Source organism: Kitasatospora sp. NPDC004289, assembly GCF_053602875.1.
Genome location: NZ_JBSGEL010000026.1, coordinates 1 through 18,449 on the forward strand (window position 1 = coordinate 1; position 18,449 = coordinate 18,449).

12 protein-coding genes, 1 pseudogene and 1 riboswitch are annotated in these 18,449 nt (G+C 71.6%); of the genes and pseudogenes, 5 read left to right on the forward strand and 8 right to left on the reverse strand.

The window, feature by feature from the left end; translation table 11 throughout:
- The 3 genes and pseudogenes from ACWEPF_RS19030 to ACWEPF_RS19040 all read right to left on the reverse strand — a co-directional run.
- On the reverse strand, nucleotides 1-945 hold a 945-nt coding region (locus tag ACWEPF_RS19030; protein ID WP_452173497.1), incomplete at its 3' end, for a serine/threonine-protein kinase.
- Between the two features lie 161 nt (nucleotides 946-1,106).
- Nucleotides 1,107-1,820 (reverse strand): annotated as a pseudogene (locus ACWEPF_RS19035) (FHA domain-containing protein); the annotation flags it as partial.
- Nucleotides 1,821-1,985: 165 nt separating this feature from the next.
- The gene (locus tag ACWEPF_RS19040) at nucleotides 1,986-2,837 is read right to left on the reverse strand and encodes a peptidoglycan DD-metalloendopeptidase family protein (protein WP_449795228.1); all 852 of its coding nucleotides are present in this window, start codon (nucleotides 2,835-2,837) and stop codon (nucleotides 1,986-1,988) included.
- A 131-nt stretch (nucleotides 2,838-2,968) separates the two neighbouring features.
- Between ACWEPF_RS19040 and ACWEPF_RS19045 the strand changes: the two genes are divergently transcribed.
- The gene (locus ACWEPF_RS19045) at nucleotides 2,969-3,889 is read left to right on the forward strand and encodes a phytoene/squalene synthase family protein (RefSeq protein ID WP_452173498.1); all 921 of its coding nucleotides are present in this window, start codon (nucleotides 2,969-2,971) and stop codon (nucleotides 3,887-3,889) included.
- Between the two features lie 108 nt (nucleotides 3,890-3,997).
- Here the strand turns inward: ACWEPF_RS19045 and ACWEPF_RS19050 are convergent, their stop codons facing one another.
- Entirely contained in the window at nucleotides 3,998-4,711 is a 714-nt protein-coding gene (locus tag ACWEPF_RS19050) for an IclR family transcriptional regulator (RefSeq protein WP_345288705.1), read from the reverse strand.
- A gap of 193 nt (nucleotides 4,712-4,904) precedes the next feature.
- A riboswitch (SAM riboswitch) is annotated at nucleotides 4,905-5,047 on the reverse strand.
- A 120-nt stretch (nucleotides 5,048-5,167) separates the two neighbouring features.
- Between ACWEPF_RS19050 and ACWEPF_RS19055 the strand changes: the two genes are divergently transcribed.
- The gene (locus ACWEPF_RS19055) at nucleotides 5,168-6,997 is read left to right on the forward strand and encodes a cholesterol oxidase substrate-binding domain-containing protein (protein ID WP_452173499.1); all 1,830 of its coding nucleotides are present in this window, start codon (nucleotides 5,168-5,170) and stop codon (nucleotides 6,995-6,997) included.
- 210 nt (nucleotides 6,998-7,207) lie between these two features.
- Here ACWEPF_RS19055 and ACWEPF_RS19060 read toward each other — a convergent pair whose 3' ends face one another.
- Nucleotides 7,208-10,957 (reverse strand): AfsR/SARP family transcriptional regulator, encoded by a 3,750-nt coding sequence (locus ACWEPF_RS19060; RefSeq protein ID WP_452173500.1) that lies wholly within the window; start codon nucleotides 10,955-10,957, stop codon nucleotides 7,208-7,210.
- Nucleotides 10,954-11,655 carry an AfsR/SARP family transcriptional regulator gene (locus ACWEPF_RS19065; RefSeq protein ID WP_452173501.1) on the reverse strand — a complete coding sequence of 234 codons (702 nt, stop codon included), beginning with the start codon at nucleotides 11,653-11,655 and terminating at the stop codon, nucleotides 10,954-10,956. Before ACWEPF_RS19065 ends, ACWEPF_RS19060 begins: the two co-directional genes overlap by 4 nt.
- A 432-nt stretch (nucleotides 11,656-12,087) precedes the next feature.
- On the opposite strand from ACWEPF_RS19065, the gene ACWEPF_RS19070 reads away from it, so the two are divergent.
- Nucleotides 12,088-12,291, forward strand: coding sequence for a hypothetical protein (locus ACWEPF_RS19070; protein WP_452173502.1), 204 nt, complete (start codon nucleotides 12,088-12,090; stop codon nucleotides 12,289-12,291).
- 971 nt (nucleotides 12,292-13,262) lie between these two features.
- Nucleotides 13,263-13,997: an alpha/beta hydrolase gene (locus tag ACWEPF_RS19075; RefSeq protein WP_452173503.1), complete on the forward strand. Its 735-nt coding sequence runs from the start codon at nucleotides 13,263-13,265 to the stop codon at nucleotides 13,995-13,997.
- Between the two features lie 7 nt (nucleotides 13,998-14,004).
- Here the strand turns inward: ACWEPF_RS19075 and ACWEPF_RS19080 are convergent, their stop codons facing one another.
- On the reverse strand, nucleotides 14,005-15,342 hold the full coding sequence (locus ACWEPF_RS19080; RefSeq protein WP_452173504.1) for a lipase family protein: 1,338 nt from the start codon (nucleotides 15,340-15,342) through the stop codon (nucleotides 14,005-14,007).
- A 189-nt stretch (nucleotides 15,343-15,531) separates the two neighbouring features.
- Between ACWEPF_RS19080 and ACWEPF_RS19085 the strand changes: the two genes are divergently transcribed.
- The gene (locus ACWEPF_RS19085; RefSeq protein ID WP_452173505.1) at nucleotides 15,532-16,854 is read left to right on the forward strand and encodes a PucR family transcriptional regulator; all 1,323 of its coding nucleotides are present in this window, start codon (nucleotides 15,532-15,534) and stop codon (nucleotides 16,852-16,854) included.
- A gap of 100 nt (nucleotides 16,855-16,954) precedes the next feature.
- On the opposite strand, the gene ACWEPF_RS19090 is transcribed toward ACWEPF_RS19085, so the two are convergent.
- Nucleotides 16,955-18,448 (reverse strand): condensation domain-containing protein, encoded by a 1,494-nt coding sequence (locus tag ACWEPF_RS19090; protein WP_452173506.1) that lies wholly within the window; start codon nucleotides 18,446-18,448, stop codon nucleotides 16,955-16,957.
- Between the last annotated feature and the right edge of the window lies 1 nt (nucleotide 18,449).

The window sequence follows — 18,449 nt, forward strand, 5'->3', positions numbered from 1 at the left end:
GCCTGCGCGAACGATCGCGTACATGCGGTACCCCATTTCTAACTCGGTCGGAAACTCTCGATGCCAGCGCCTGGGTACGGACACAGGCGCCCGGTCCTCGTGCCGGCGGGCCAGGCAGTCCATGAGCACGGGGCGCCACTGCTCGGGCAGTTCGGGCGACAGGCGCAGCTCCTCCTCGCCCCGCGCGTACCGCAGGGCGGCATCGCGCCGGGCGCCGGGCGTGCCTCCGGGCAGGGGGTGGCCGCCGGTGAGGACCAGGTGGGCCAGCACGCCGAAGGCCCAGATGTCGGCGCTCGGGCGGACCTTGCGGCCGCGTTCGCCGATCTCGCACCAGAGCAGGTCCGGCGCGGTGTAGTCGGCGGTGCCGAAGACCGGGGCGTAGGCGTGCGTGCCCTCCAGCTCGGCGGCCACGTTGAAGTCGGCGAGGCGGGCGGTGCCGTCGGCCATCAGCAGCACGTTGCCGGGCTTGAGGTCACCGTGCACCCAGCCGGCCCGGTGCAGCTGGTCGAGGCCCGCGCAGACGTCGACCAGCAGGGCGGGACCGCCGCGCGGGACGGGGCCGGCGGTGAGCAGGTCGTCCAGCGAGCGCTCCGCCTCCTCCAGGACGAGCACGCTCGCCCCGTCGATCTCGGGCCGGGCGGAGTCGTCCACCGTCCGCACCTCGTAGAGCCGGATCAGCCGGGGTGCCCGTACCTTGCGGAGCAACTCCACCTCCCGCTCGGCCAGTTCGCGCAGGTGGGCGAGCTGGCGGGGGCTGCGGGTACCGGTCGGCAGGATCTTCAGGGCGGCCCGGCTGGGCACCCCGGCCACCGGCACGGTGCGCAGGCCGGCGTAGACGGTGCCGAAGGCGCCGCAGCCGAGCGGCCGGCCGACCGTCCACGGCCCGATCCGGTAGCCGGCCGGGACGGCCACGTGGTCCGACGGCCCGTCACCACGGCCGGTCACCGGGCCCCGCCCGGCTCCACGGCCACGGACTCCGCGGCCACGGACTCCGCGGCCACCGCCGGACAGGCCACCGGCTCCTGGTCAACCGCCTCCGGGGCCACCGTCGGACAGGCCGCCCGCCCCGCCACCGCCGGCCCCAGGGCGGTCGCGCCGCCGAGGTCCAACAGGCCGAGGTCGTCCTCGCGCACCAGGTCGAAGCGGAGGGCCAGCGAGACCAACGAGTCCTTCTTGCCCGCCAGCCGGGGGCCCGGGTCGGAGCTCTCCGGGCCCGGCTTGATCCGCAGCTTCACCGCCAGGTAGTCGATGTTCCACTGCACGGCAGCCCGGTTGGCGGCCGGCCAGAGCGGGCGCAGCCGCTCGACCACCTGGTCGACGGTGGGGAGGGCGGCGTGCGGCGAGGTGCGCAGGCGTGCCTCGCACAGGGCCGCGAGCACCAGGAAGTACCGCTTGGAGCGGTCGAGGGGGAACGCCAGCAGGGTGGGCTCGCCCCCGGGGAAGGCCGGCAGGTCGCGGTCGGCGTAGTCGTGCCGGGGCGCCCAGACGTCCAGGGTGACCAGCTCCGACCCGGCCGGCAGGACCAGGCGGGAGAACTCGAAGGGCACCGGTGCGCCGAGCCGCCCCGGGGAGACCTTGAGGTGCTCGCCGGCGCCCTCCGGGTTCTCCACCACGTAGGTGGCGGAGCGGCTGAGGTTGCTGAGCAGCCAGTGGCTCCCGTCGGCGGTGATCTCCCCGGCGACTCTGGAGACGCCACCGTGCCGGATGACCAGGTCTCCTGACCCTCCCTCACGTCCGAAGCGGACGCCCTCGCCGGGGGCGAGCCGCAACTGCCCCTCCGGCTCCATCCCCGGCCCCGGAACCACGATGATGCTGTACACGCGCCGATACCCCTCCCCACTGGTGGTGGAGGAAGGGTAACGAGCGGAACACATCGTTCAGATAACGATCACCGCTGGAGCGGTCACCGGATCAGCACTCCGTCCGGTGTCCCGGCGCTCTCACAGCTCTCACTGCTCCTACAGCTCTCACCGGCCTCACCGCTCTCAGCACTCTCCGCGCCAGACGAAGCCCTCGACGACCTTCCCGCCGTCCGGCAGGCTGCCGCGGCCCTCGGTCCAGCCGCGGTGCAGGCAGAGCCCCCCACCGCCCTGGAAGGAGACCTGGACGTGGTCGTAACCGGGCTGCGGCGAGCCGTTGTTGAAGTACGAGCGGCGGAACCCGCAGCTGCTCACCGGCTGGTCGGAGTCGGAGCGGCAGACCGAACCGGTGCCGTCCGGGCCGTCGTAGAAGCAGACGTAGCCGCTCGGGCAGTCCTGCCAGGCGGGCGGGGCGCCCGCGCAGTTGCGGCTGACGACGCCGGTCCAGCTCGCGTTCGGGCCCGAGTAGCGCACGCCGTCCAGCAGGGACGGCACCCGGTGGCGCTCGTCGGTGAAGTCGCCCTTGGCGAGGTAGCGCTGCTCGTAGTGCAGGTGCGCCCAGTTGGAGGCCCCCGAGGTGCCGATCCGGCCGATGGCCGCACCGGCGGCCACCCGGTCGCCCTTCTTCACGTACGCGTCCGGGGCGTCCTTGAGGTGGTAGTAGGCGGTGAACCAGCCGCCGCCGTGGTTGATCTGGATCGTGTTGCCCGAGCCGTTGTCCCGGTAGGTCGCGGAGACCGTGCCCGCCGCCGAGGCCAGCACCGGAAGGCCGTCCGAGCCGGTGTTCCCGTCCACCACCATGTCCAGCGCGGGGTCATGGCCCCAGGTGTTCAACTGCCACACCGACCCGCAGGGGAACGGGAGTTGGAACGCCGGACGCTCCGCACTCCGCTCCGCCGACGCCACCCCGGACGCCACCCCCGGCACCGTCACCAACGCCGCTGCCAAGGCCAGCAGCACCCACCACACCCTGCGCACGCCCCACCCTCCTCCGGCGGCCGGCGCCGCCCCGGCCCATCGTCCCCGGACCCGCGCCGCCCGGACACCTCGGAACTCCGAGGGTCCGGTTAGGGTTCGCGGAGACGATCAAGGAGAGGGGCGGGCCCGGGATGAGTGGCTGGACGAGGGCGTTGGACGCGGCCGGGATCACCGACCCCGGGCTGCGGGAGGACTACACCCGGCAGCGGCGGCAGGTGACGCGGTACCGGCGCGAGGCCGCGCTGGCCGCCCAACTGCTGCTCCCCGCAGGTCTGGTGCCGCACGTGATCGCTGCCACCGCCTACATGCACCGCACCGACACCCTGCTCGACAGCGGCCCTCCGGAGGGACGGCGGGCGGCGTACGCGCGGTGGGAGCACGAGGTCGAGCGTGCCCTCGCCACCGGGGCCACCGACCAGCCCGAGCTGCGCCCGTTCCTGCACACCGTCGAGGCCCACCCCGCGCTGCGCACGCTGGTGCCGGAGCACCTGGCCGGTGCCCTCGCCGACCTCGACTTCCCCGGCTTCGCCACCGAGGCGGACTACCAGGCCTACCTGGACGCCTACGCGCTGCCCGCCTTCCTGGTCGTCGCCACCCTGCTCGGCCCGGACGGTGACCAGGGCGACTACCGCGCCGCCTGCCGCACCTACCTCGACGCCGCCCAGCGGATCGACTTCGTCGCCGACCTCGCCGAGGACCTGGCCGACGGCCGGCTGACGCTCCCCCAGGAGGTCCTGGAGCGGCACGGCGTCACCCGCCCCGACCTCGAACGGGCCGCCGACCTCCCGGCCGTCCGGGCCCTGATCACCGCTCAGCTCGACCACGCCGACCGCACCCTCGCCGAGGGCCGCGCCGTGATCGACCTCGCCCCGCCCTCACACCGTCCGATGGTCCGCTGCATGGTCGGCCTGGACGCGCTCACCTCCCGCGCCGCCCGGGCCGACCTCCCCGCCCTCCTCCGGCGCCCGGCCGGCCCGCCCAAGGGCGCCGCGCTCCGCCTGCTGGCACGCGAGTACCTCCGGGCCCGGCGCGTCCGCCGGGCGAACCCCTGACGACCCCTCGGGTCACCCGGCTGCCCGACTCAGGGCTCAGAACCGGCCGGGCCCAGCGCTCTCGTGACCGCCGGGCTCAGGACCGCCCGGGCTCAGGACGGCCCGGGCTCAGGACTGCCGGACGGCCTCGGTGAGGCGTTCGGCGGCGTCCACCACGGCCTGGGCCAGCCGGGCGCCGGGGTGGCGGCTGAGCCGCTCGATCGGGCCGGACACCGTGACGGCCGCCACCACGCGGTTGGACGGGCCGCGCACCGGCGCCGAGACGGACGCGACCCCGAGCTCGCGCTCCCCGACGGCCTGCGCCCAGCCCCGCCGCCGCACCCCGCTCAGCGCGGTCGCGGTGAAGCTGGCGCCCTGCAGGCCCCGGTGCAGCCGCTCCGGCTCCTCCCAGGCCAGCAGGATCTGGGCCGCGGCCCCGACCCGCATCGGAAGGGTGACCCCGACCGGGACGGTGTCCCGGAGGCCGGAGAGCCGCTCCGCCGCGGCCACGCAGATCCGCATCTCGCCCTGCCGCCGGTAGAGCTGGGCGCTCTCCCCGGTGACGTCGCGCAGGTGCGCGAGCACCGGCCCGGCCGCCGCCAGCAGGCGGTCCTCACCGGCCGCCGCCGACAGTTCGCCGATCCGGGCGCCGAGCGTGAACCGGCCCTCGATGTCGCGGGCGACCAGCCGGTGCTGCTCCAGCGCGACCGCCAGCCGGTGGGCGGTCGGCCGCGCCAGGCCGGTGGCGGCGACCAGCCCGGCCAGGGTGGTCGGGCCGGCCTCCAGGGTGCCGAGGATCGAGGTGACCTTGTCGAGGACGCCGACGCCGCTGATGGTTTCCATGGGTGTACTCCGTCTCAGAACCGCGGACGGCGGGTGGGTCCGCCCGCGGCGGCTCCGTGCGGGGAGCCGGGGGTGGTCAGCGAGGGAAGGCCGCAGAAGTGGGCCGAATGCCTGCGCCGGACACGAAACGGGTACGCGAAAGCGCCGGGGCGGGTAGCGCCCGGGCGAAGGACAGCACAGAGAGCACCGTGTCTCCTCATCTTTCCCGCGCCACAGTGGCGACAGGCCGGAGTTGGCACTGCTCCCGCACGGCACGGCGCGTACTTCGGACGCCGGGTCGAACGGGGAGTTGCCGGGGCTTCGTAGGGCCGGTCCCTCCACCCCTCTGGATGATTCGCGAGGAACCATATCAAGTCGTGGCGGCGCCGTGACCAACCTCCCCCCACCTCGTCCGGAACCGCCCCGCCCCGGGCCGAAACCGGCCCGTCGGATGATCCACATTGGTAGCGTCGCCGCGTGACAGACCAACGAGCAGGGCAACCACAGCACACCGACCGGGGACTGACGCGCCGTCAGACGCTCGCCGCGGCCCTCGGCACGGCCGGCGCGGCCTGGCTGCTGCGCGGCACCGTCGGGCCCGACAGCGCGCAGGCCGTCGGCGCCGCCCCCGCCGGTCTCCCCGGAGGGCTGGTCCCGTACCAGCAGGTGTTCGAGAACTGGGCCGGGGAGGTCCGCACCGACCCGCTCTGGGTCTGCGAGCCGACCACCCCGGAGCAGGTCGCCGAACTCGCGGACTGGGCCCGCGCCGCCGGCTGGCGGCTGCGCCCGCAGGGCCACCGGCACGGCTGGGCCCCGCTCACCGTCGCGCCCGGCACCCCGTCCACCGCCCGCGTCCTGCTGGTCGACACCACCCGCCACCTCACCGCCGTCACCCTCACCGGGGCGACGGTGTCCGGCGCACCGACCGTGCGGGTGCAGACCGGCGCCGCGATGGAGGACCTGCTGGCCCGCCTCGCCGAGCAGGGCCTCGGCGTCACAGCCTGCCCCGCCCCCGGCGACCTCACCGTCGGCGGCGTGCTCGCGATCGGCGGCCACGGCACCGCCGTCCCGGCGGCCGGTGAGACCGCCCCGGCCGGCCACGGCTACGGCTCGCTCTCCAACCAGGTGGTCTCGCTCACCGCCGTGGTCTGGGACGGGACCGCCGGCCGCTACGCGCTCCGCACCTACGACCGCACCGAGGCCGAGGCCGGCGCCCTGCTGGTCCAGCTCGGCCGGGCCTTCCTCACCGAGGCGGTGCTCCGGGTCGGGCCCGACCGTCCGCTGCGCTGCGTCAGCCGGGTCGACGTCCCGGCCACCGAGCTCTTCGCCGCCCCGGGCACCGCGGGTGCCCGCACCCTCGCCTCCTTCGTCGACCGGGACGGCCGGGCCGAGGCGATCTGGTACGCCTTCACCACCCACCCCTGGCTCAAGACCTGGCGGCTCACCCCCGGGCGGCCGTTCGCCGCCCGCACCGTCACCGAGCCCTACAACTACCCCTTCTCCGACAACATCCCGAAGCCGGTCGCCGACCTGGCCGGCCAACTGGTCTCCGGCGCGCCGGAACTGGCCCCGGTCTTCGGGCAGCTCCAGTTCCTCATCACCAAGATCGGCCTCACCGGGGACCTCACCGACGTCCTGCTCTCCAGCGGCCTGCTGCGCTCCCTGCTCACCGGCGAGCTCCTCACCCACCTGCTCGCCGACGGCCTGCGCTCCGACCTCTGGGGCCCCTCCCGGGCCCTCCTGCAGTACGTCCGCCCCACCACCCTGCGGGTCACCGCCAACGGCTACGCGGTCCACCTGCGGCGGGCCGACCTCCAGTGGGCGGTCAACGCCTTCACCACCACCTACGAGCGCCTGCTGACGGAGTACCAGCAGCGCGGCGAGTACCCCGTCAACGGCGCCGTCGAGATCCGCGTCACCGGCCTGGACGACCCCGCCGCCACCGGCATCCCCGGCGCGCGGCCCGCCCTGCTCTCCGCCCTGCGCCCCGACCCCGCCCACCCCGACCGGGACACCGCCCTCTGGCTCGACATCCTCACCCTCCCCGGCACCCCCGGCCTGCACCGCTTCTGCCGCGACCTCGAACAGGCCCTGCTCGCCCTCTTCGACGGCACCCGCGCGGCCCTCCGGGTCGAATGGTCCAAGGGCTGGGCCTACACCGACACCGCCGCCTGGTCCGACCCCACCCTCCTCACCACCACCATCCCCGCCTCCTTCCCCGACTGGACCGAGGCCGTCACCACCCTCGACCGCCTCGACCCCCACCACGTCTTCGGCAACCCCTTCCTGGACACCCTCCTGCGCTGATCGTCAGGCTTCCAGTCACCAAGCCGCATCAGGAACCGCCACGCGGTGGCTCTGGCGCACAACAGACCCAGCTGCCAGGGCCACTTCACGCCCCATGCCAGTCGGCCTCGGCGGGGGGAGAGAAATGGTCGAGCCCTACCCGCCAGGTTCGGTGAGAGCGGCCTACATCTCTTCCGACGCTTGGAGTGACAGCGCGCAGCGGGTTCAGGGCTACCAGGAAACCTCCGAACTGCCGTGATCCATCACTATCGCTTCAAGGCGTTCCTCCACCGCTGCGGCTTCCGGCACCCCGAGCCGCTCGAACACCGAGTGCGCCTCGCGAAGACTCTGCAGCCCGGCTGCCTGCTGGCCCAGCCGTAGCAGGGCCTCGCCCAGCGCTGCGTGGGCGAGGCCCTGGCAGTATGCAGCGTCCAGTTCCTGACCGATGGCCAGCGCCTGGCCGGCCGCAGCGGCCGCCTCCGAGTACCGTCCGCTCGCCAGCAAGCTCGCAGCAAGCCTGGCGAGTGAGTAGCACTCCCAGAGTCGACTCTGCTCGGTTCGGTACAACGTCAGCGCCTCGCTCAGGTGATCAGCAGCTTCGCCCGGTTCCTCGGTGGCGTTGAGCACGACACCGAGTTGGTACAGTGCATCGGCGAGAATCGGCGCGCTACCTGTCAAGCGTGCCGCCTCGACTGCCGTTCGCGCTGACTGAACTCCGGCTTCCGGCCGTCCTGACTGCACGTAGGCCCTCGCCACGTTCGCAAGAATCCGAATCTCCGTCAGAGCGGCTCCCAAACGACGGGAAATCTCCAGCGCCTTGTCATACAGGGGCAGCGCCTCGCCGGATCGGCCGGTGACGCTGAGTACGCCGGCCAGGCGAAGAGAAACCATCGCGCTGAGCCGGGGATGATCCTCCTTCCACAGCAGGGAAATGCTTTCACGAAGTACCTCCTCTGCTTTTATGAACTCACCTCCTGTTGCGAACAAGTCACCCTGCACGTACCGGATCCGCGCAAGGAGATACGCATCCGACTGATACCGTCGCGAGCTGGCAGCATCGTCGAGGATTGCGCGCAACCTCCACGTCGACTCCCAGCCGTTCAGGGCTGTGGTCAGCGCAACGACGACATCCATGGCAAGATGTTCGAGCCCTGCCCAAGAGAATGCGGCCTCGACTGCACCAAGGATCATCGCGCGGCTGGAGTTGAGCCAGTCTCGAACATCTCGGACACCCTCCACCTGCGCCGAGGCAGCGCTGCGCTTCATTCCCGGCGAATCGGGAAACTCATCACCGAGATTCGGCTCCTGCGCTGTGTCATACACCATCGCCCGGAGGATGGTCAGCAGTCGCCCCAGCGCAGCCTTCTGCTCATCGGAATCACCCACCCGTTCATTCTGTCGCTGCGCGAAGAGCAACAGAAGATCGTGGAAGCGATACCTACCGGGGGAGTGGGATTCCAGCATGTTGGCCTCGACCAAGCCCTCGGCGAGATTCTCAGCGCTGGTCTCGTCCTTGCCGATCAGCGCGGCAATGGCGTAGAGCGGCAGCTCGGAGGAATCGACCACCGAAAGAAGCCGGAACGCGCGGGACTCCTCACTCGACAACTGGTGGTACCCGAGCCCGATCGTCGTCTCTACCGCTAGGTTCCCCAGCTGAAGTTCGTCGAGTCGGCGCTGCTGATCGGCTAGCCGCCGGGCCAAGTCCGACACGCTCCACCGCGGCCTGCTGGCCAGCCTCGCGGCGGCGATACGGACGGCAAGTGGGAGAAGTCCACAGGCGAACACCACAGCGCGCGCCGCCTCCAGCTCGGCTCCGACGCGACCATCCCCCACGACTGCGGCGAACAGCTCCAAGGCGTCGGCCTCCGTCAGCCGGTCAACATCCCATACGCGTACGCCAGACATCCCGACCAACCGGGAACGACCGGTAACCAGCACAGCGCTTCCGGAGACCCCGGGGATGAGCGACTGAACCTGTTCGGCATCTCTGGCATTGTCCAGTACGACGAGCAACCGTCGGTCGGCCAGCAACGAACGGTACAGGGCGGCACGCTGCTCGTACGAGTCCGGAACGTCATGCACTCCCAGCGCGTACAGGAAGTCACCCAACACCGTCGCCGGATCAGCTGGGGCTGCGCCAGTGCCGCGCAGATTGGCATAGAGCTGGCCATCCGGGAAGGCGAGCCTGACCTTGTGGGCCACGTGCACGGCAAGCGTCGTCTTTCCCACTCCGCCGATTCCCCGGAGCACCTGCACCTGCACCGCTGGCCCGCCCCCGCCCAGCAGATCTTCGGTCAGTCTGTGAACCAGCTCATGATGGCCGGTGAAGTCCGTAAGGTCTGCCGGAAGTTGAGCTGGCGGCCGGGGGACGAACGCGTTCGTCGGCGGTGCCTGTCGAGAGACTGCAGGCAGCTCAGGGAGGAGTTCTGGGTCCGCAGACAAGATACGGGCGTGCACGGCAGACAGCCCGACTCCCGGCTCGACTCCGAGTTCGTCGATCAGCAGCTTGCGAGTGTCGGCGTAGACTCCCAAAGCCTCGGCCTGACGTCCTGCACGATACAGAGCAATCATCAGAAACTCGCGTAGCCGCTCGCGTAGCGGGTGCTGACTAGCCGTCTGGGACAGCTCCGCGATGAGCTCAGGACCGCCGCCCAGCGCCAGCTCAGACTCGAACCGAAGTTCTTGGGCTGCGATTCGACGCTCCTCAAGCCTGATCCGCAGCATCTCCGCATGGGGACCTGTCACCGACGCCAATGCCTGGCCACCTCGCCAGAGATCCAATGCCGCCGTCACTGCCTGTGCGGTCGCCCTGGCATCCCCGACCGACTGGGCCGACCACGCCTCAGCGAGCGTGTCCTCGAACAGATGGAGATCAATTGCTTCCCGGGGCAACAGCAGGGCATAGCCGTCGCTCGTACCAACGATCCGGGCGGCTGAGCTCGGCATCTCTTTCACCGGTTCCAAGACCGCTCGAAGGCGTGACATGTAGGTGCGGACCGCCGCGACCGCCTGCGGTGGAGGGCGGTCGCCCCAGACTCCGTCGACAAGCTCCGGGATGGAGACCGGTCCGCCGGGTTGTGCGGCGAGCATGGTGAGCACCGCCCTCTGCTGGGGTGACCCGAGAGGGATCTCGTGGCCCCCGATCCAGGCCCGCACCGGACCCAGCAAAGAGATCTGAGGCATGTCCGAATCCGCTCGCAAGGAGCCCCCGGCCTTCCTTGGACCGGCCGGCCGAGACCCAAGGGCGGTCGTGACCCCGACCGGTGCCTGGGGCACTACATCGACCGAGCCATCGGAAGCACGGCCCTGCTGCTCGTACTCATGTCTCAACTCCCAGGCCTGGGCGGATCGGCCGGACCGCTCCAGTGCTTCCGCCAGTTGGTCCTTGAATCGTCGCCGGCTGGGAAATTCGGCTACCAACGAACGCAACCCAGGGATCACGGCTGCCAGTCGATCGAGTCGCAGACCAGCGTCGTGACGTAGTGCCAGTACCTCCAGTCGTAGCTCCTCCAGCCCACGCCGTTCGACCTCCAGTCGCCCGTGTGCCTTGACACCGCTCAGTGCCGGTCCACTCCAGCACTCCAGTGCTTGCTCGGACAGCGCGAACGCATGCTCCGCCTGACCATCAGCCAACGCATCGACGGCGTCCCGGTGCAGGGCACGAAATCGAGTGGAATCCACTGACTCGGGTGCGATGTCCAACGAGTAGCTCTCCATCCGCGCATGGCGAGAGACCGTCACTCCCCCGCCCGACGTTCGGAGTTGTCCGCGTAGGCGACTGATCAGGGAGTACAGCTGGGCTCGCGCCCGCACCGGAGCAGTCTCACCCCAGACGTCCAGGACGAGCTGCTCCGCAGGAACCTGCCGCCCGGGCGACAACAGCAGCGCAGTCAGCAGTGTCCGGCCATTCGGACCCCCAGGGTTCACCGGGACTCCATCGGACACCAGACTCACCGGACCGAGAAGGCGAGCCTCGATCATCCCCACTCCTCCACCAGCCTTCCTGAAACGACCAGTTCGCGCTGCCGCAACAGCCGCTCCGGCACTCGTGCGTACTGCTCCTCCCAGCGAGCCAGTTCACCATCGAGCAGTTCCAGCGCATGCCGGTGAGACCCAGTCATGGCCAGCGCGGTCGACAACAGGACCACGATCCTGTCGTTGCCCGGGTGGTCCAGGTTCAGCTGCTGTAGGTCGACAATGGCGTCGGAGAACGCCCCGGTCCTCATCCGGACCCGGGCAGCCCGAGTCCGGACGTCCTGATACAGGTCGTTCAGCCCCTGGCGGACCGTACGCACGTAGGGCGTGGGTTCCAGGTCCGCCAGGGGCTCACCCCGCCACCACGACTCCGCCGTGATGCACATCTCAAGAGCACCCTTGTAGTCGTGCTTCTCCTCCAACTCCCGCCCCCGGTCGGCTCGCCGCTGGAAGACAAGGACGTCAACCGCTTCGGTTTCAACGTGTAGGGCGTAGCTGGCCTGCTCTCGCGAGTGGCCCGGATAGCCGGCGAGGTCCGGCACCCGGGCACTGGCCCCGCCGTGTTCCCTGAGCCCCCGACGCAGGTGGTGAACGTGTACCTGGATCGCATCGATCGCCCTGGCCGGCGCTCCTGTTGGCCACAGCCGCTCCCGGATCACAGCTACCGGAACTGCCTGCGAGCGGGCGAGCAACAGGACTGCCAACAGGGCCCTTCGCTGAGGCGGACCCAGCGTGAACGGCACTCCTGCCCGGCGGGCAGCCACCGGCCCCAACAAGAGGAACTGTAGGTCTGTTGCCACTCTCACACAGTAACAGGGCACTTAGGGATCGTTAAGTGACCTGTGAGAACTACCGTTTCGCGATCGTTTAGCCCTTGCTCTGATACTTGGGTCAGACGTCGTGTGACTTGTCCAGTCCATCGTGCGTTGCAGGTGAGGACCCTCGGGGGTGGTAGCCCGGGGTCCTCACCTCTTTTCGTTTTCCCTAACGCTGTTGGCGCAGACCGTAACTGAGCTAGCGTCAGTCTTGGCGCGTTGCCGAAGAGTCGCCCCTCCTACCAAGGGGTCAAAGATCTTTGCTCTTCGTAGCGCGCCAGCAATCGGACTGGACACCTCACACCAAAAGGACAGAGCTGCATGCAAGTTCAGATGTCTGCCGTGCTGACCGCCGGGATCGTCGCCCTGGCATTCTTCACCCTGGTGGGCTCCCTCGTGTGGATGCTGCGCAGCACCCCTCGCCCGGTGGCTGTACTGGTCGCGGTCATCACGCTCCTCGGAGCACTGCCCACGATCCTGTACGTCTTCTCCATCATCGCCGCACCTACTGGTGGCATGAGCTGACGTACGCGTGTCCGGCCCTGTCTCAAGGCAGGGCCGGACACGGCGCCTCCTGAAACCCAGAGCCGGATCGCACACTGGCACAGCCCCGAGGTGCGGAGCGGCCGGCCGGCGCTCGAGGTGGTCCCGGACGAACGGCTGGCCGACTCCGTGCAGACCTTCGCCCGTCAGTTGGGCGAGGACCTTCCCAAGGACCTCGTGGTCACGGTCGCCTGCGGGCGGCTGTGGCAGCGCGGTGCCGTCGGCACCGGGTTCCCCGGGTACGCGATGGGCAGGGCGGCTACCTCCGCCTCGACATGGGTGAACTTCCGCCCTCTCCAGTCGAGTCGACCACCACCGTGCATGACACGCTCGACGCCGTGGAGCTGGCGCCCGAGAGTGTCGACCTGGCTCTCGACACGGGTTTCCCCCCTCACGGCAGGCTGCCGCCCGGCTGGTCGGCCGTGCGCTCGGCGTCCTGGATTGGGCCGGGGCGGTGGCCTGTGGCAGGCGGTCGTCCGGCGCAGGTGCCGCTACCCCGTTCCCGACTTCGGCATCGTCCACCCGCAACCCCCGAACCACGCGTGGCACTGCCGCCCGAACCTCCGCTACACCGTCGGGGCCCACTGATACGTGCTCCGCGCCTCGGCACTGGGACCCCCATCACAGCACAGAGTTGCCCTGGAGCGACACCCAGATCCAGCACCACGGCGGTGGCCAGTTCGGTCGCTGTGCACGGGGTGCCGTGAGTCGGCGAGGTGACGACGGGCCGTCAGCTCCGCACCGTGGGCGGCTCCAGGGCGAGGAAGCTGCCCACGATGCGGCTGAGCAGGTCGAACCGTTTGAGCCAGCTCGATGAAGCCGTCGCCAACGGTGGAGTACTGACAGACCGCCCGAATCCTTTTGCCGGGCCGGTGACTCTCATGGCCGCAGGGCCGCACCGACACGCGGTGCGGCCCTGCGGCCATGGACCCACGAGCACCGAGAGGCCCGTCATGAACCCTTCCTCCTCCGCCCCCGCAGCCGAGCCGTCCTGCGGCGTGCTGCTGGTGCACGGCGCCTGGCACACCGGGCACGCCTGGGACGGCGTCGCGGCCGGGCTGCGGGACCGCGGCGTTCCGGTGGCGGTCGCCGAGCTGCACCGCGGCTCGCTGGCGGGTGACGTCGCCGCGGCCGAGGCCGCACTTGACGGGCTGTCCGGGCACGGCCCCGCCGTCGTGTGCGGCCACTCGTACGGCGGGGCCGTGATCACCGGCCTCGCCCCGAGCCGGATCGGCCACCTGGTGTACCTGGCCGCGATGATGCCCGATCAGGGCGAGACCGCCCTCGGGCTGTTGGCCGGCGCGCCGCCGACCGGTCTGGTGTCGGCCATGGTCGGCGACCGCGCCGGCACCACCACGATCGACCCGGAGGCCGCGGGCGCCCTCTTCCACGCCCGGCTGAGCGAGGAGGAGCGCGCCCGCCACACCGCCCGGCTGGTCCCCCAGGTGATGGCGGCCGGCCTCCAGCCGACCGTCCGCGCCGCCTGGCGCGAGCGGCCCAGCACCTACGTGCTGTGCTCCGAGGACCGGGCCGTGCACCCGGAGCTGCAGCGCCGCTTCGCCGCCCGCGCGACGCACACCGTCACCTGGCACAGCGATCACGGGGCCTTCGCCTCGCACCGGGAGGAGACCGTCGAGCTGCTCCACCGGCTGGCGACCGCGGACCGTCCGACGCGGACGGGCGGCTGAGCCTCCGTCAGGAGGCCGGGACGGCGCGCTCCGGGGTGAGGTCGTTGCCGGCCGGGATGTGGCCGCAGTCGCTGGGGGCGGGGCGGTTGGCGAAGCGGTCGTTCATCCAGACGAAGGCGGTGGGGGCCCAGGCGACGGCGGCGCCGAGGTGGCTGAGCAGGTTGTACTGCTGGTAGGTGATCGCGCCGTTGCCGGTGGCGCAGTACTGGCGGGCGAGCGCGCGGACGTCCCCGGCGACCATGACGCCGTCGCCGGTGCCGATGCCGGCGGGGCTGGCGAAGGTGCCCTCCAGGACGCCGCCGTTGCCCTGGGCGATCTGGCCGGGGACCGTCGGGGTGGGGGCCGAGCCGAGGTTGACCCGGTTGACCGCGTCGACGAAGGCCGGCACCGAGTTGGGGTCGGAGTACTGCGGCTTGGCCATCTTCTTCCAGGTCAGTCCCGGGTAGTGGCCGACGGCGTCGATGATCGAGCCGTCCTCCAGCTGCCGGTACACCGACAGGCCGTAGTCGCTGAGGTAGGGCTTGAGGTCGATGCCGAAGGAGCGGGAGACGCCGATCACCGCCATCGGGATGACACCGCTCCAGGCCAGCGAGCCGTCGACGTACTTGAGGTTGTGGGCCGGGGCCACCAGCAGGCCGCCCTCGCTGAAGCCGACCAGCTTGGCGTTGACGTCCGGTGCGTAGGACGGGGCCAGCGCGGCCGCCCAGTTGGTGGCGATGGCGCCGCCGGAGTAGCCGAGCAGGCCGAAGCGGGTGTCGGCGTTCATGCCGGTGGCCCCGGACCTGACGGCGGCGCGGATCGAGTCCAGGGTGTTGGTCCCGTACTCCGGGCCGGCCGCGAAGTCGGCGCTCTGCCCCTCGGTGTCCGGGATGACGATGTTGTAACCCTGCGTCAGGGCCGGGATCAGGAACAGCGATTCGGCGTTCGGGATCAGCCCGCCGAGGCTCAGGTCACCGGCGATCGCGCGGGACGGGCTGTCGGTGGGGTCGAGCGAGTCGTAGAAGGACTGGTAGGAGACCGCCTTGGTGGAGTCACCGGTCAGGCTGCGCACGACGGTGGTGACGTTGGCGGCGGGGCGGCCCTGGGCGTCGGTGGTGCGGTAGAGCAGCTGGATCGCCCGCACCGGTGTGGGCAGGCCCACGAGGTGGTAGGTCAGGGTCCTGGTCTTCAGGACGGCGCCCGGCTCGAAGGAGGCCAGCGGCGCGCTGCCGTCGTAGGCGTAGAAGGAGTCGGCCGAGGCGGAGGCGGTGGCGGCCGAGGCGGGAACCGCGGTGGCCGCCAAGGGCGTTGCGGCCAGGACGGCGGTGACGGCGACGGCGAGCAGCCGGGAGGTGTGCTTGCGCATGTGGGGTCCCCCGTGGGGTGGGTGGGTGTGAGGGTCCGGTGGACGGTGCGGTCGGGGTCCGCAGACGTCGGGTGGTACACCGGTGAACGTGTTACCAACGGGTAAGTGACGTCCCGGAAACATGATGGCGGCGGCACGGCGGAGTGTCCCCGGGCCGTGCACCAGAGATTCGCGAGGTGGTTTGTGACCGTGTCCAGTCCCGTGTCCAGCCCGACGCCCCACGAGACGGTGCCACGGCTCGGCGGCACCCCCGTCCACGAACGGCTCCGGGCCGCCGCCGCCGTCCTGGCGCCCGCCGTGATGGCCCGGCTGGTCGAGCAGCTGCCCGCCTACGGGGCACTGCCCTCCGAGCAGCTCCGCGGCGAGATCACCCGCGAAGTCGACCGCGGCATCCGGGCGTTCACCGAGACGCTGCGCACCGGTGAGCTGCCCGGCGAGGCCGAACTCGCCCGGATCAGCGAGTCCTCGGCCCGGCGCGCGGACGAGGGCGTGCCGCTGGAGGCCGTCGTCGGGGCCTACCACTTCGGCGCGCAGGAGTGCGCGGCCCGGGTGCTGGCCGCCGCCGGGCCCGAGGACCTGCCGGACGTGCTGCGGGTCCAGCACCGGCTGCTCGACTACCTGCGGCTGGTGAGCTGCGCCGTGGCGGCCGGGTACGTCCAGGAGCGGCAGGCGGCCCTGGGCGACGAGCAGGTGGCCCGGCAGGAGCTGCTGTCCAGGCTGCTGGAGGGCGGCGACCCGCGGGCCGCCGCCGACCGGGCCGGCCTGCCGCTGCCCGCCGGCTACCTGGTGCTGGGCATCACCGTGGGCCCGCACCCGGACGAGCTGCTGCCGGGCGTGAACCACGCCGTCGCGGGCCGGCGCAAGCTCCGGCGCCTGCGCCACGAACTGCAGCGCCGGACCAACGGCGATCTGCTGTCGGGGCTGTCCGGGAACAGCGGCCTGGTGCTGATCCCCTCCGACGCCCCGCCGGCCGGCCTCGGCGAGGCCGACCGGGACCGTCTCTCCCGCCTGGTCGAGCAGCTCGGTCGACGGTGCGGCGCGGAGCTGCTGGTGGCGGCGGCCACCGCACCGCCCGAGGGCGTCGCGGGCGCCGCCCGGCTGGTGGCCGAAGTCCGCGAGGTGGCACGGGCCTCCGGCCGCGGCCCCGGCCTGTACCTGCTCGACGACGTACTGCTGGAGTACCAACTCAGCCGCCCGAGCCCGGCCCGGGACCGGCTCGCTGCCCTGCTCGCCCCGCTGTCCGTGCGCCCCGACCTGCTCGAGACCCTGCGCGGCTACCTCGCCTCCGGCCTCGACCGGCGCGGCACCGCCGCCCGGCTGCTGGTCCACCCCAACACCGTCGACTACCGCCTCCGCAGGGCCGCCGAGCTCACCGGCCTGGACGCCTCCCGGGGCGCCGACCAACTGACCCTGCGCGCCGCCCTGGCCGCCCACGACGCGTCGCAGCACTCCCATCGCCGGGCCGGAGACGGCATCGGCCTCGGCCTGCCCGACGGGGACGGCCACGACTGAGGCCGACTCCGATGCACCGTTCCCGGCCGGTAGGTCCACGCCGGTCGTGGTCGAGTCACAGGGTGGTGAACACCGTCCGGGGCATCCGGCTGACCCACGGTCAGGATCGCGGCACCCTGCTACCGGTTCCCGCGTCGGCGGCCGCGCGCGGGTGCTGCCGGGGAGGTCCGGGAAGGACGGCGCCGCCCGTGGTGGCGAGCGCGGCGCGGTACCGCTGCGCCACCGAGACGATCAACTCCCGCAGCTGCTCGACGTACAGCCGGATGTTCTTGTGCGCCGGGTCGGTGTCCGGGTAGCGGCTGGCGATTTGCAGGCCCTCGTGGATCCGGGTGGTCCAGGCACAGACCTGGTCGCCGTACGAGACCCGCAGCAGCGTGTACGCCTTGAGGTCGTGCCAGCGCTCGGCCCCGGGGCAACCGCGCGCGTCGACGAACGAGACGATCGAGAACAGGTCCGGCGAGGTGGGCCGGAAGTCGGATCCCAGCAGCCGCAGCACCTTGGCGATGGGCACCCGGGACAGCGCCCGGTTCTGCCGCAGCGTCGTGCGGACCATCCGCAAGGCGCTGTCGAAGTCCGGCGCCCGCCCCACCGGCACCTCGATCGGCGCGACGCCCACGTACCAGCCCACCGAGTCCGCCCACTGGGAGTGCGCCCGGGTGTGGAAGGGCAGAACGGTGCGGTACACCTCCTGGCCGCCCAGCTCCCGGACGATCAGAGCGGTGGCGGCGAGGATGCCGATCAGGCTCCCACCGTACGGGCGGCAGTACGCCTCGAAGGCCGACGCGTCCGCGTCACCCACGAGCATCTCGTTCATCAACTTCTGTGCGGGCAAAGGCCCCTGGGGGTCGAGCCCGAGGTCGACGGGGAAGTTCGGCAGCTTCCCGCCGCACCGGGCGATGAACTCCCTCCAGCGGGCGACCACCGCGTCCGTGTCGTCGATCCGGTCGGCCTCGGCGCGCTCGGTCGCGCCGAAGTCGATGTAGCTGGCCACCTCCGGCGCGTGGACGGTACGGCCGTCCAGGCCGGCCGCGTACAGTTCGTGGATCTCCGCGGCGATGCGCTGGAGCGAGTACGCGTCGACGTTCGTGTGGTCGAACGCCATGTAGACGCTGGTGCCGTCGTCCCGGACGACGGCGGCGAACACGTAGTTCGGCCAGGTGAGCGCGTCCGCCGCCACGTCGAAACGATCCTGCAGATACTCGGCCAGCACCGCCCCGTCCGGGAAGTCCCCGGCGTCCGTGCGGTGCAGCCGCACGGCCTCGGCGGCCAGCGTGAAGCGGCGCAGTTCGTCACCGGCCCAGCGGAATCCGCTGCGCAGCGTCTCGTGCCGGAGCGTCCAGACCCTGAGCGCCTCCTGGAGGACGTCGAGGTCGACCCTCCCCGGGACGTCGAACGCGGTGCCGAGCCAGGTCGGGACCGACAGCCCCCCTTCGCGCACCGTCCGCGCCGTCCGCACGTGGGCCTCCTGGACGTACGCGGGCCGACGCGCGTCGTCCGGCAGTCCGGCGGCGACCTCGACGGCCGCCGGATGCAGGGTCCATTCCACGAGATGTCCGGGGCGGATCTCGCAACGCTGGATGTCGGTCACTCGCATG

Bases quoted from the DNA above. Each gene is read 5' to 3' on its own strand.
- ACWEPF_RS19060 (WP_452173500.1), bottom strand. From the start codon at position 10,957: ATGATCGAGGCTCGCCTTCTCGGTCCGGTGAGTCTGGTGTCCGATGGA.
- ACWEPF_RS19090 (WP_452173506.1), bottom strand. From the start codon at position 18,448: ATGCGAGTGACCGACATCCAGCGTTGCGAGATCCGCCCCGGACATCTC.
- ACWEPF_RS19080 (WP_452173504.1), bottom strand. From the start codon at position 15,342: ATGCGCAAGCACACCTCCCGGCTGCTCGCCGTCGCCGTCACCGCCGTC.
- ACWEPF_RS19045 (WP_452173498.1), top strand. From the start codon at position 2,969: ATGAGTGGCTGGACGAGGGCGTTGGACGCGGCCGGGATCACCGACCCC.
- ACWEPF_RS19050 (WP_345288705.1), bottom strand. From the start codon at position 4,711: ATGGAAACCATCAGCGGCGTCGGCGTCCTCGACAAGGTCACCTCGATC.
- ACWEPF_RS19070 (WP_452173502.1), top strand. From the start codon at position 12,088: ATGCAAGTTCAGATGTCTGCCGTGCTGACCGCCGGGATCGTCGCCCTG.
- ACWEPF_RS19075 (WP_452173503.1), top strand. From the start codon at position 13,263: ATGAACCCTTCCTCCTCCGCCCCCGCAGCCGAGCCGTCCTGCGGCGTG.